The sequence below is a fragment of the Atlantibacter hermannii genome, from assembly GCF_009907385.1.
Classification (GTDB): domain Bacteria; phylum Pseudomonadota; class Gammaproteobacteria; order Enterobacterales; family Enterobacteriaceae; genus Atlantibacter; species Atlantibacter hermannii_A.
Genome location: NZ_JAAATR010000026.1, coordinates 140,573 through 152,852, shown reverse-complemented (window position 1 = coordinate 152,852; position 12,280 = coordinate 140,573). Strand labels below are relative to the sequence as shown.

Below are 12,280 nucleotides of genomic sequence, written 5' to 3'. Positions count from 1 at the left end.
GATGCTCTACCAACTGAGCTAATCACCCACTGAGGCACTGCTTAATACGTAAAGTGGTGGGTCGTGCAGGATTCGAACCTGCGACCAATTGATTAAAAGTCAACTGCTCTACCAACTGAGCTAACGACCCACTTTTTGCCACCTCGGGTTTGTTTCATATCCCTCGGCAACGGCGGCATATATTACTGATTTCAGAATCAGGCGCCTGGAAAGCCGTTGCTGACGCAACTTAACTCATCACGTACTGAGGCACTGCTTAATACGTAAAGTGGTGGGTCGTGCAGGATTCGAACCTGCGACCAATTGATTAAAAGTCAACTGCTCTACCAACTGAGCTAACGACCCACTTTTTGCCACCTCGGGTTTGTTTCATATCCCTCGGCAACGGCGGCATATATTACTGATTTCAGAATCAGGCGCAACAAAAATTTCGATAGAGATCACTTAACTGCTTAAGTTTCACCCGGTGAGACCAGAAAAACCGCATTCTGGTCGAACCCTGAACTATTGCATGGCACTTAAGCGTTTCTGCGCCTGTTTCGCGCCATCGGTATTGGGATATTTACTGATGACCTGCTGATACACCGCTTTGGCTTTCGCGCTGTCGCCTTTATCCTGCATGATCACACCCACTTTATACATGGCGTCAGAGGCTTTCGGCGATTTCGGGTAATTCTTCACGACCGAGGCGAAGTAATACGCCGCATCGTCTTTCTTACCCTTGTTGTAATTCAATTGCCCCAGCCAGTAGTTAGCGTTCGGCTGATAGGTTGAATCCGGGTACTTCTTCACAAAGTTCTGGAAGGCAGCAATAGCCTCATCCTGGCGCGACTTATCCTGGACCAATGCGATGGCCGCATTGTAATCGGTATTAGCGTCTCCGCCCTGTACCGGCGTACCAGTGCTGGCGGCAGGCGCGTTTGCCGCGCTGTCGCCAGTGGCTGCGCCAGCGTTGGTCTGCGCGCTGGTATCGCCAGACTGCGCGGCGGCACCGCCATTGCTAAGGCTATCTATCTGCAGCAACAGCTGCTTCTGACGTTCCACAACCTGATTCAATTGATACTGGCTTTCCTGAATCTGACCGCGCAGGGAATCAATATCATTCTGGTTATCGGAAAGCTGCTGCTGGAGTTGGGTTAAAAGCTGACTGTGAGCGTTAGAGATACGCTCAAGTTGCGTGACCCGGTCTTCAACCGAGCCTGAGCCGACACTACTGATTGGCGCCTGAGCAAAAGCGGCCCAGGGGGCCGCTATGCCAACCAGCAACGACAGACTCAACAGATGATGTCTGAAGTTACTGCTCATGCGATGCTCTTAGTAAACGAGTACGGCACGACGGTTTTTAGCGTAAGCCGCTTCGTCATGACCCAGTACTGCAGGTTTTTCTTTACCGTAAGAAACGATGGAGATCTGATCAGCAGAAACGCCTTTACCCTGCAGGTACATCTTAACGGCGTTAGCACGACGTTCACCCAGGGAGATGTTGTACTCAGGCGTACCGCGTTCGTCCGCGTGACCTTCTACGGTGACTTTGTAAGACGGGTTGCTACGCAGGAAGTTAGCGTGTGCATCCAGCATTGCAGCGAAGTCAGAACGGATGTCGTACTTGTCCAGATCGAAGTAAACGATGTTGTTCTGCTGCAGCTGCTGCATTTGCAGACGCGCTTGCTCTTCAGAAGACATGTTGCCGCTGCCGTTAGCGTCCATACCAGTGCCGGCGCCGTTCAGCATGCCGCCTTCGCTGCCATCGTTGCTTGCGTTCTTGTTAGAAGAACACGCTGCGATTGCCATTACAGGCAGAGCGATCATCAGCCCTTTCAGCACTTTGTTCAGTTGCATTTCAATGATTCCTTTAGTATCAATTAATTATTATTACAGATACGGAGACCAGGCAGGGAATTTGACCTGTCCATCAGTCGCCGGAAGACGCGCTTTGAAACGCCCATCTGTTGAAACCAAATTCAGCACAGATCCCATCCCCTGAGAAGAGCTGTAGATTACCATCGTGCCGTTAGGTGCCAGACTTGGCGTTTCATCCAGGAACGTTGACGACAGAGTTTGTACGCCTCCCGTTACCAGATCCTGTTTAGCGATGTGCTGAGCGCCGCTATTAGAGCTCACCATCACCATAAATTTACCGTCTGCGCTCACGTCCGCGTCCTGGTTCTGAGATCCTTCCCAGGTAATACGCTGCGGCGCGCCGCCGTTAACGCTGACTTTATAAACCTGCGGACGACCCGCCTGGTCAGAGGTATAGGCCAGAGTCTGGCTATCCGGGAACCAGGTCGGTTCGGTGTTGTTGCTGCGACCATCGGTGACCTGACGGATCTGGCCGGAGCCGATATCCATCACGTACAGGTTCAGGCTACCGGTTTTCGACAGCGCGAACGCCAGTTTAGAGCCGTCTGGCGAGAAGGCCGGGGCGCCGTTATGACGCGGGAATGAAGCCACCTGACGAACGGCACCGTTGGCCAGCGTCTGGATAACCAGCGCAGAACGACCGCTTTCGAAGGTGACGTAAGCCAGTTTAGAGCCGTCCGGAGACCAGGCCGGAGACATCAGCGGCTGCGGCGAACGGTGAACCACGAACTGGTTGTAGCCGTCATAGTCAGACACGCGCAGTTCATACGGGAACTGGCCGCCGTTAGTCTGCACCACGTAAGCGATGCGGGTACGGAACGCGCCTTTTATACCGGTCAGCTTTTCGAACACCTCGTCACTCGCCGTGTGGCCCGCATAGCGCAGCCACTGCTTGTTCACTTTGTAAGAGTTCTGAGCCAGTACAGTGCCCGGCGCGCCGCCGGTATCCACCAGCTGATAAGCCACGGTATAGCTGCCGTCGCCGTTCGGCGTGACCTGACCTACCACCACGGCGTCAATGCCCAATGCCGACCATGCGGCAGGCTGGACTTCCTGAGCAGAACCCGGCTGCTGAGGCAGACGTGAACGATCCAGTGGATTGAATTTACCGCTGTTGCGAAGGTCAGCCGACACAATGCCGCCAACATCCTCAGGCGCTGCGCCTGGGCCTGCCCATTTAAATGGAGCAACACCAATCGGACGTGCTGAATCCACCCCTTCGGTGATTTCAATACGCACTTCTGCATGCAGCACCGCTGCCCACAGCATCAAAAAGCTTAATGCTACTCGTAATGCCTGCTTCATCATTTCTCCCTTACCCGGACATAGTGTCCACGATAATTTAGCAGAATGTTAACAAACCCAAATTTTAAACTTACATGACCACTTTAGTTTAGAGCCAGAGGCGGAAACTGAAAGTTTCGATCACAGCTTGAACACCAGCGTAGCGTCTTTAACACGCTCGTAGACTTCTTTGCTGGGCGGTGCCGGCATATTTGCGGCACGCGCCGCGCTCAACGCCGCAGCACATAACTCGGGATCACCGCCTTTCGATTCAATATTGCTCAATGAGCCGTCAGGTCTCAGAGAGATATGTAAATCGCAAGACTTTCCGGCAAGCAAATCTGCGTTATAAAGTTTGCTTTTAACAGCGACTTTAATCTGATTTGTATACCGGCTGATATCCGCATTACTCGCGCCGCTATCGCCGTTGGTCTTATTATTCCCCTGACCGGCAGCAGTTGCGGTATTTCCTTTGTTTCCGCCCCCGGTTTTCGGCGCATTCTTACCTGAACTTAAATCACCGAACAGATCGTCAACGTCAGAGGCTGCCGCTTTCGCCGCTGCGGCTTTTTCGGCAGCGGCTTTGGCTGCTGCCGCCTTTTTCTCAGCAGCGGCTTTTTCAGCGGCGGCTTTCTTGTCCGCTGCCGCTTTGGCTGCGGCGGCTTTTTCCGCTGCGGCCTTCTCTGCTGCTGCTTTCTCTGCGGCAGCCTGTTTAGCGGCTTCGGCCTGGGCTTTCTTCTCTGCGTCAGCTGCGGCTTTTGCTTGCGCTTTTTTCTCAGCTTCTGCGGCGGCTTTCGCTGCTTCAGCTTCGGCTTTCTTCTTCGCGTCGGCGGCGGCTCTCGCTGCCTCGGCTTCCGCTTGTTTCTTCGCAGCAGCGGCGGCTTTCGCCGCATCTTCCTGCGCTTTCTTCGCGGCGTCTGCAGCAGCTTTGGCCTGTGCGTCCGCCTGCGCTTTAGCGTCGGCTGCCGCTTTCGCTGCGGCGGCTTCAGCCTGCTTTTGTTGTTCCTGAGCGCGTTTCGCCGCTTCTTCAGCCTGTTTCTGCTGTTCAGCCTGCTCGCGGGCGTTTTCCTGCGCCTGCAAACGCTCTTTTTCCAGTTCCTTCAAACGCTGCTGCTCAGCCGCCTGCTTTTCACGTAACTCTTCGGCCTGCTGCTGGGCTTGCTTTTCACGCTGCTCGGCAGCCTGTTTCGCGCTGGCGCGCTGCTCCTGCTCGCGATTGTACTGATTTACCACGGCACCCGGATCGACCATGACGGCATCAATTGCCGAGCCGCCACCGCCGCCTGCGCTGGCGTCAATGTTTTCGTCAAACGAGCTCCAGATGAGTATTGCAATCAGGATGATATGCAGCACCACTGAAATAATGATCGCTCGTCTCAGCTTGTCGTTCTGTTCGGTTGCCTTTGACACTCTCGGTTCCCAAAAACTTGTCGCCTGTTAAGCGGATTTTCAGATAGGCTGCGTCATTAAGCCCACAGACTTAACACCCGCCTGATGCAACAGGTTCAGCGCTTTGATGATTTCATCATAAGGCACCTCTTTGGCACCTCCGATAAGGAAGACCGTTTTCGGATTCGCCTGCAGGCGGCGTTGCGCTTCGGCAATCACCTGCTCGGAAGGCAACTGATCCAAACGATCTTTTTCAACCACCACGCTATACTGCCCTACCCCGGACACTTCGATAATTACCGGAGGATCGTCATTAGTGCTGACGGTTTGTGAATCCATCGCATCCGGCAGATCGACTTCCACGCTCTGAGTGATAATCGGCGCGGTCGCCATAAAAATCAGCAACAGCACCAACAGCACGTCCAGCAGCGGGACGATGTTGATCTCAGACTTCAGTTCGCGACGGCTCCGTCCACGAGTTCTGGCCATGGCTTACCCCTTGGTGCTCTCTGGGTTAGCGAATGCCTGACGGTGCAGGATCGCCGTGAACTCTTCCATAAAGTTGTCGTAATTCAGTTCCAGTTTGTTCACGCGCTGGTTAAGGCGGTTATAAGCCATAACGGCGGGAATTGCCGCGAACAGGCCGATTGCGGTAGCGATCAGCGCTTCTGCGATACCCGGCGCAACCATTTGCAGCGTGGCCTGTTTCACCGCACCCAGCGCGATAAAGGCATGCATGATCCCCCACACGGTGCCGAACAGACCGATATAGGGGCTGATAGAACCGACGGTGCCGAGGAAAGGGATGTGGGTTTCCAGCGTTTCCAGTTCGCGGTTCATCGAAATACGCATCGCGCGTGACGCCCCTTCGACAATGGCTTCCGGCGCATGACTGTTCGCGCGATGCAAACGAGCGAACTCTTTAAAACCGGCATAGAAAATCTGTTCAGAGCCCGCCAGGTTTTCGCGGCGTCCCTGGCTTTCCTGATACAGGCGGGATAATTCAATGCCCGACCAGAACTTATCTTCAAAGGCTTCCGCTTCACGGGTTGCGGCGTTGAGAATACGCGTTCGCTGAATAATGATGGCCCAGGATGCGATGGAAAAACCAATCAAAATCAACATGATAAATTTGACCAGAAGGCTCGCCTTCAGGAACAAATCAAGGATATTCATGTCAGTCACTGCTTGAACTCCGCGACAATAGACTTGGGAAGCGCACGAGGCTTCATTAAGAGTGGATCAACACAGACGATCAGCACCTCAGCTTCATTGAGGGTTTGTTGTTCTGCATTGACGATCCGTTGCGTGAAAACCAGGGATGTTCCACGCATCGACGTAATTTCAGTTTGAATTTCGAGCATATCGTCGAGTCGGGCAGGCGCAAAATACTCCAGCGTCATCTTGCGTACCACGAAGGCCACACGCTCCGCCATTAGTTCTTGCTGACTAAAGTGGTGGTGGCGCAGCATCTCTGTGCGTGCTCTTTCATAAAAAGCGACGTAACTGGCGTGATAAACCACACCACCGGCGTCGGTGTCTTCGTAATAGACACGAACCGGCCATCGAAACAGCGTTGTGCTCACTCTACATCCCGGTAATGCAAATAAACGTTGCTACTATACGCAAGAGAAAGGGGGTTTGGAATGGGTAGAGGTAAAGGGTAAGTAAAAATTTATGGGCTTATGAAAGCCCATAATTCCTAACGGTGAAATCCTGCTCAGAGGAAGAAAAACGCCAGCCCGGCGATGAGCACAATATCAGCGAGAAGCGGGCAGAACAGCGCCTGCCAGTGGATGGCGCGCGGACGAAAACCGACGCCGTGGATCACCCCAGCGCACACCGCCCACATCAGCAGCAGGCCGTGCCAGACGGTTAAGTCGCTGGTTTTTGCCGCGAAACGCGACGGGTCCCAAAACATACAACCCGCCAACAGTAACGCCATCACTAAGGAAAGGGCCCGTAACGGGCCCTTGTCCATTACCGCATACAGCTGCGCGATAATTTTACTCATTAGTGTTCTTCTTTACCGAGCTTAGCGGCTTCTACGTGCTCCAGCGCCAGCGCGGTAATCACACCAAACGCACAGGCAAGAAGCGTGCCGAGAATCCATGCAAAGTACCACATAATCAGCTCCTTACTAGTACAGAGAGGTTGAGTTGGATTCGATATGCTCTTTCGTGATACGGCCATACATTTTCCAGTAGCACCATGCGGTGTACAGGAGAACAATCGGCACAAACACGATAGCGACCCAGGTCATCACGGTCAGCGTCAGCTGGCTGGATGTCGCATCCCACATGGTCAAACTGGCGTTCATCATGATGCTGGACGGCATCACGAACGGGAACATCGCAATACCGGCGGTCAGAATCACGCAGGCAATCGTTAATGAAGAAAACACGAACGCCAGCGCGCCTTTTTCCGCACGGGACATCAGCACGGTCAGCAGCGGCAGTACCACGCCCAGCGCCGGAATAGCCCACAGAATCGGTGCGTTATTAAAGTTCACCAGCCAGGCGCCTGCTTCACGGGTGACTTCTTTGGTCAGCGGGTTAGAGAGTGCGTGATGATCAAGCGTTGAGGTCACGACGTAACCCTCAATACCGAACATCACCCAAACGCCAGCCAGCGCGAAGCACACCATCATCACCAGCGCAGCGACCTGAGCCGTTGCGCGGCTACGCAGGTGGATTTCACCTACGGTACGCATCTGCAGATAGGTTGCGCCCTGGGCAATGATCATCGACACGCTCACCACGCCTGCCAGCAGACCAAACGGGTTCAGCAGCTGGAAGAAGTTGCCGGTGTAAGTCAAACGCAGGTACTCATCCACGTTGAACGGTACGCCCTGCAGCAGGTTGCCGAAGGCCACGCCAATTACCAACGGCGGAACGAAGCTACCGATGAAGATGCCCCAGTCCCACATGTTGCGCCAGCGGGTGTCTTCAATCTTGGAGCGGTAGTCAAAACCGACCGGACGGAAGAACAGCGACGCCAGCACCAGAATCATCGCCACATAGAAGCCGGAGAACGCGGCGGCGTACACCATCGGCCACGCCGCGAACAGCGCGCCGCCTGCGGTGATCAGCCACACCTGGTTACCGTCCCAGTGTGGGGCGATGGAGTTGATCATAATACGACGTTCGGTGTCGTTACGACCCAGGAAGCGGGTCAGCATGCCGACCCCCATATCAAAACCGTCTGTCACGGCGAAGCCAATCAGCAGGACGCCAACCAGCAGCCACCAGACAAAACGCAATACTTCATAATCGATCATTTGACGTCTCCTGTCTTAGCGTGCCGGTTGTGAGTCGACTACTGACTCTTCGTATTGACGTTGAGAGCCCACATTTGATTGCTCAAAGTGATAGCGGCCGGTTTTCAGGCTGCTTGGGCCCAGGCGCGCAAATTTGAACATCAGATACAGCTCGGCCACGAGGAACAGGGTATACAGGCCGCAAATCAGCACCATTGAGAAGATGATGTCGCCTGCGGTCAGGGAGGAGTTAGCCACCGCCGTCGGCAGCACTTCGCCTACCGCCCAGGGTTGACGGCCATACTCCGCCACAAACCAGCCGGATTCGATAGCGATCCACGGCAGCGGCAGGCCATAAAGCGCTGCTTTAAGCACCCATTTCTTCTCACCGATACGGTTGCGAATAACGGTCCAGAACGCCGCCGCGATGATGCCCAGCAGCAGGATGCCGCACGCCACCATGATACGGAACGCGAAGTACAGCGGCGCAACGCGCGGGATAGAATCCTGGGTCGCCAGCTGGATTTGCTCTTCGGTCGCATCGGTAACGTTCGGGGTATAGCGTTTCAGCAGTAAGCCGTAGCCAAGGTCTTTCTTAACCGCGTTGAACTGGTCGCGAACACCCTGATCGGCGGAACCGGCACGCAGCTCTTCCAGCAGTTGATACGCCTTCATCCCGTTACGGATGCGCTCTTCATGCTGAACCAGCAGATCTTTCAGGCCGATAACCGGGGTATCGACGGAACGCGTAGCGATAATGCCCAGCGCGTACGGGATCTGAATAGCGAAGTGGTTTTCCTGTTTTTCCTGATCCGGAATACCGAACAGGGTAAAGGCGGCAGGCGCGGGTTGGGTTTCCCACTCGGCTTCAATGGCAGCCAGTTTGGTTTTCTGCACGTCGCCCATTTCGTAGCCGGATTCGTCACCCAGCACGATTACAGACAGCACCGCAGCCATACCGAAGCTGGCGGCAATAGCAAAGGAGCGTTTTGCGAAAGCGATATCGCGGCCTTTCAGCAGATACCAGGCGCTGATGCCCAGTACAAACATCGCGCCGGCAACATAACCTGAAGCCACGGTGTGAACGAACTTCACCTGAGCAACCGGGTTAAGCACCAGTTCGGAGAAGCTGACCATCTCCATACGCATGGTTTCGAAGTTGAAGTCGGAAGCGATGGGGTTTTGCATCCAACCGTTCGCCACCAGAATCCACAGCGCGGAGAGGTTAGAGCCAAGTGCCACCAGCCAGGTTACCGCCATGTGCTGCACTTTACTTAAACGGTCCCAGCCGAAGAAGAACAAACCAACAAACGTAGATTCGAGGAAGAACGCCATCAGGCCTTCGATAGCCAGCGGCGCGCCAAAAATGTCGCCCACATAATGCGAATAGTAAGACCAGTTAGTCCCGAACTGGAACTCCATGGTCAAACCGGTAGCGACGCCCAGAGCGAAGTTGATTGCAAACAACTTGCCCCAGAATTTGGTCATATCTTTATAGATTTGTTTGCCGGAAAGCACATAGACCGTTTCCATGATAGCCAGCAGGAACGCCATACCCAGCGTTAGCGGCACAAACAGAAAGTGATACATAGCGGTCAAGGCAAACTGTAAGCGCGACAGTTCGACTATATCTAACATCTTGACTCCTTGCTCTTTGCATGAAGACGTTGAACGCGGTTGCCGTTATCGGTCCCCAAACGCATGCCCCAATACAAATATTGCTTCCATAACATCACGATCCCCCCATCACAATGTGACAGAGAAGCGAGTAAGGTTGCAAATACGTTAATAAGAAAAACAAATTGATCCCGCAAATATATTACGCCGCAATTCCCTTACAATAAACAGGTTTTTGCATAGTGTTATTTGCATTTTTCGACGGTGATCAATTTATAGCGAAAATGAGGTAGAAACGCTAGATTGATTTGGCGCAAGTTTACAAAAAACTCATGAATTTCGCATGCGTTAAGTATTGATCTGACTCAATTTATAACATTGATGTTAATTATGTTTCACTTGAGACACCGTGGTGATCATATTGTTAATTATTTGTTCATGCGACGCCGTTCGAGTTAAAGGACAGTGATAATTTCTAAAATGGATTATTGGCAAAAGGAATAACGGAGAAATAAATAGCGGGAAAGAGAAATAATGTTAAATCCGTCACGAAATTTTATTTAAATGTCCTTTTCTTTGATTATATATAACAATAAGTTCACTTGGTTATCATTTAATTAACAATTCGCCGTTTAAAAAAACGACACCCGGATAAATTCCTCCAGGCGTCGCTGTCGATTCACTGTTATGGCTTTAATGTTATTTTAAACGTGCGGGACTGGCCGGGTTTTAACAGACCAGTGACTGCGGGTTGATGCTTCACGTCCGGGTAAACCGCTTCACGCATATCCGTTTCCTGCCACTGTGTCACTGGAGAAGTAAACGCCAGTTGCCCTTCACAAACTTCATTGTGCGACGGGTTGTAAACCCTCACGATCAACGCATCATCCTCTTCCGCTTTTTTCAGCACGCTTAGCTGGCATTCTGTCGGCGACATGGTCATCAGCGAGTAATGCCGTGGCGTGGTGAACGGCGCGCTGTTGAGCTTCATCGCGTTCCACGGGATTTTGTTATAACACTGCACTGGCGTTAGCCAGGCGCGGGCCTGCTGCGCCACGCCTGCTTCCGACGCCGTTCCGCTATAGCTAAACAAACTCAAGCGGCAATGCAGTTTGCCGCGCATTTGCGAGTCAGGTACCGGTAATTTGATACCGGAAGGACGACCAGGTCTCAGCAGAAGATCTTCTTTACCCAGCAGCCCGACCGCGCGCAACAGCGTCAGCGCAAAGGTTTTTTGCCGCTCGCCAATGATTTCGACCTCCCGCAATCCTTCGCTAAACAGCGCCATGCCCCGGCGTTGCGACTCCAGCGCGCAGTAATTAAGGAAGTTCCATACCGGCACCGGGTTTCTTTCCAGCCTTCCTGCTGCCCTTTCTCCATTAGCACGTCCAGCGTGAGATAGCCCATAGCGGGCAATACCTGGCATAGCTGGATATCGTATTCCATAAACGGCTCATAATTGCCGTAATGGACGATTTGCCGGTCCACCAGTCCCGGGTCGATTTCCCGTGCGGCGCGAATGAAATACTCCACCGGGTTGCCCGCGCTGTCCCGCAGTGAAAACTGCGCGGCGCGAATACGCAATGTGGTATTAATCACTTCCTGACGCGGGTACGGCATCAGGTTAAATAAAGTAAGCTTATCGCCCTGCCCCTCAGGCATGGCGTCGACGATTTTACGCTGGGTAAAGCGCAGCAGATTGTCGGCCATGTCTTCAGCCAGTTCGAAACGCGCCATGATTTCCCGGTGTACTTTGTCGCTACAGCAGCAACCAATGCTGTCGTGGGCGTGATTCTTTAAAATTTCCTTCCACATTTTCTCCAGCAGGCCGTGGTGGTAATCAAAGCCCAGGCGCCAGGCGATAGCTTTCAGCGGCTCCAGCAAATTGACAATTTTGTTCTCAATGCGCGCATGGGCAATCTTGATATCCATCCGCGTTGAGCCGATGGTGCGGTGAACGCGCATATATTTGCCATCGATGAACTCGCCTTTAAGCGTATCGAGGCGCTCACGCTGTTGTTCAATCTGCTCAAAGATCGTTTCGAAGCGGCTCATGACAAACTCGCGTTGCGGGTAAATCTTGCGCATTTTCGCCATCACGCTGAAGATATTTTGCTGGAGCGGCATTTGGTCATGGCCGTTCGGCAGCAGGATTTCTTTGGTCAGGGAAGCCTTCTCCAGCACCTCAAAATAGCTGTCGAGCCGTTTGCGCAGGTCTCCTTCATCATCGGCTCGCCAAATTCCCGGCAGTCTCGCAGGCCGTACATCAAATTACGGACAATCGACTCCCCGGCCACGATAGTGGTGTCGGTCTGAGTATACCAGGGGCCGATAATCAGCCTTCCCGCCTCGACCAGCGATTTAACCCGCCGGCGGTTTTCCGGCTTCACGGCGAAATAGTCTTCGAGGATCGCCGTCTGCCCATCGAGCACATAGAACGGGTATTCCGGATCCTGCTCCAGCCGGGCGAGGATCTCCTCCATATTGTTGACCAGCAAAATACGCGACTCTTCGGTAGTGAAATACCACTCGCGATCCCAGTGCATATGGGGAGTAATGTGAACACGCGATACCGCTTTCATCGTGGTTCCCGGATCTCACCTGGGAAGTGATGGAGAAATCTAAATATCACTATATCGAAGCGGTGAAAAAAATGGTGATCGACCGCAGCGAACAGGAAATCCTGGCGGTAATGCCGACGCTGGAAGTGACCAAAGCCCTGAACCTCGATCCGGCGCGCCCGACGCTGGAGAAAGTCTCGCGCGGGTTTTTAAAGGACGGCAAGGTGTTTGAGTACAGCCGGAATATCTTCAAGAGTGACGATTATAAATTCACACTGGTCGCCCGGCGACGCCATTAAAAAAGGCCACC

Annotated in this window: 12 protein-coding genes, 2 tRNA genes and 2 pseudogenes; 1 reads left to right on the top strand and 15 read right to left on the bottom strand. The window is 53.2% G+C overall.

Annotated elements, in window-relative coordinates:
* Positions 1-54: 54 nt before the first annotated feature.
* The 15 genes and pseudogenes from GV764_RS08565 to GV764_RS08500 all read right to left on the bottom strand — a co-directional run.
* Positions 55-130 (bottom strand) — tRNA-Lys (locus GV764_RS08565).
* A gap of 139 nt (positions 131-269) precedes the next feature.
* Positions 270-345, bottom strand: a tRNA-Lys gene (locus GV764_RS08560).
* Between the two features lie 159 nt (positions 346-504).
* Positions 505-1,305, bottom strand: coding sequence for a cell division protein CpoB (gene cpoB, locus GV764_RS08555; protein WP_161659778.1), 801 nt, complete (start codon positions 1,303-1,305; stop codon positions 505-507).
* Positions 1,306-1,314: 9 nt separating this feature from the next.
* Entirely contained in the window at positions 1,315-1,839 is a 525-nt protein-coding gene (gene pal / locus GV764_RS08550; RefSeq protein ID WP_161659777.1) for a peptidoglycan-associated lipoprotein Pal, read from the bottom strand.
* Between the two features lie 33 nt (positions 1,840-1,872).
* Positions 1,873-3,165 carry a Tol-Pal system beta propeller repeat protein TolB gene (gene tolB, locus GV764_RS08545; RefSeq protein WP_161659776.1) on the bottom strand — a complete coding sequence of 431 codons (1,293 nt, stop codon included), beginning with the start codon at positions 3,163-3,165 and terminating at the stop codon, positions 1,873-1,875.
* A gap of 120 nt (positions 3,166-3,285) precedes the next feature.
* On the bottom strand, positions 3,286-4,554 hold the full coding sequence (gene tolA / locus GV764_RS08540; protein WP_161659775.1) for a cell envelope integrity protein TolA: 1,269 nt from the start codon (positions 4,552-4,554) through the stop codon (positions 3,286-3,288).
* A 39-nt stretch (positions 4,555-4,593) separates the two neighbouring features.
* Entirely contained in the window at positions 4,594-5,022 is a 429-nt protein-coding gene (gene tolR, locus GV764_RS08535) for a colicin uptake protein TolR (protein ID WP_161659774.1), read from the bottom strand.
* Between the two features lie 3 nt (positions 5,023-5,025).
* A complete protein-coding gene (gene tolQ, locus GV764_RS08530) occupies positions 5,026-5,718 on the bottom strand; it encodes a Tol-Pal system protein TolQ (RefSeq protein WP_144129014.1) in 693 nt (230 codons plus the stop codon).
* Positions 5,715-6,119: a tol-pal system-associated acyl-CoA thioesterase gene (ybgC, locus tag GV764_RS08525; protein ID WP_125294501.1), complete on the bottom strand. Its 405-nt coding sequence runs from the start codon at positions 6,117-6,119 to the stop codon at positions 5,715-5,717. The genes tolQ and ybgC overlap by 4 nt, the downstream gene beginning before the upstream one ends.
* A gap of 134 nt (positions 6,120-6,253) precedes the next feature.
* Positions 6,254-6,547 (bottom strand): cyd operon protein YbgE, encoded by a 294-nt coding sequence (gene ybgE, locus GV764_RS08520; RefSeq protein ID WP_161659773.1) that lies wholly within the window; start codon positions 6,545-6,547, stop codon positions 6,254-6,256.
* Positions 6,547-6,660, bottom strand: a complete 114-nt coding sequence (gene cydX / locus GV764_RS08515; RefSeq protein WP_064718024.1) for a cytochrome bd-I oxidase subunit CydX — start codon at positions 6,658-6,660, stop codon at positions 6,547-6,549. Before cydX ends, ybgE begins: the two co-directional genes overlap by 1 nt.
* Before the next feature lie 13 nt (positions 6,661-6,673).
* Positions 6,674-7,813 carry a cytochrome d ubiquinol oxidase subunit II gene (gene cydB / locus GV764_RS08510; protein WP_161659772.1) on the bottom strand — a complete coding sequence of 380 codons (1,140 nt, stop codon included), beginning with the start codon at positions 7,811-7,813 and terminating at the stop codon, positions 6,674-6,676.
* A gap of 15 nt (positions 7,814-7,828) precedes the next feature.
* Entirely contained in the window at positions 7,829-9,430 is a 1,602-nt protein-coding gene (gene cydA, locus GV764_RS08505; protein WP_161659771.1) for a cytochrome ubiquinol oxidase subunit I, read from the bottom strand.
* 664 nt (positions 9,431-10,094) lie between these two features.
* A complete protein-coding gene (locus GV764_RS22395) occupies positions 10,095-10,346 on the bottom strand; it encodes a glycosyl hydrolase-related protein (protein WP_476561215.1) in 252 nt (83 codons plus the stop codon).
* Positions 10,338-11,991 (bottom strand): annotated as a pseudogene (locus tag GV764_RS08500) (glycoside hydrolase family 38 N-terminal domain-containing protein); the annotation flags it as partial. The pseudogene GV764_RS08500 and the gene GV764_RS22395, both read right to left, overlap by 9 nt.
* Positions 11,992-11,996: 5 nt before the next feature.
* On the opposite strand from GV764_RS08500, the pseudogene GV764_RS08495 reads away from it, so the two are divergent.
* Positions 11,997-12,269, top strand: a pseudogene (locus GV764_RS08495) (UTRA domain-containing protein); the annotation flags it as partial.
* Positions 12,270-12,280: the final 11 nt, after the last annotated feature.

Excerpts from the sequence above, each read along its gene's own strand:
- cpoB (WP_161659778.1), bottom strand. The coding sequence starts at position 1,305 with ATGAGCAGTAACTTCAGACATCATCTGTTGAGTCTGTCGTTGCTGGTT.
- pal (WP_161659777.1), bottom strand. The coding sequence starts at position 1,839 with ATGCAACTGAACAAAGTGCTGAAAGGGCTGATGATCGCTCTGCCTGTA.
- tolB (WP_161659776.1), bottom strand. The coding sequence starts at position 3,165 with ATGAAGCAGGCATTACGAGTAGCATTAAGCTTTTTGATGCTGTGGGCA.
- tolR (WP_161659774.1), bottom strand. The coding sequence starts at position 5,022 with ATGGCCAGAACTCGTGGACGGAGCCGTCGCGAACTGAAGTCTGAGATC.
- ybgE (WP_161659773.1), bottom strand. The coding sequence starts at position 6,547 with ATGAGTAAAATTATCGCGCAGCTGTATGCGGTAATGGACAAGGGCCCG.
- cydX (WP_064718024.1), bottom strand. The coding sequence starts at position 6,660 with ATGTGGTACTTTGCATGGATTCTCGGCACGCTTCTTGCCTGTGCGTTT.
- cydB (WP_161659772.1), bottom strand. The coding sequence starts at position 7,813 with ATGATCGATTATGAAGTATTGCGTTTTGTCTGGTGGCTGCTGGTTGGC.
- cydA (WP_161659771.1), bottom strand. The coding sequence starts at position 9,430 with ATGTTAGATATAGTCGAACTGTCGCGCTTACAGTTTGCCTTGACCGCT.
- GV764_RS22395 (WP_476561215.1), bottom strand. The coding sequence starts at position 10,346 with ATGTCGCCGACAGAATGCCAGCTAAGCGTGCTGAAAAAAGCGGAAGAG.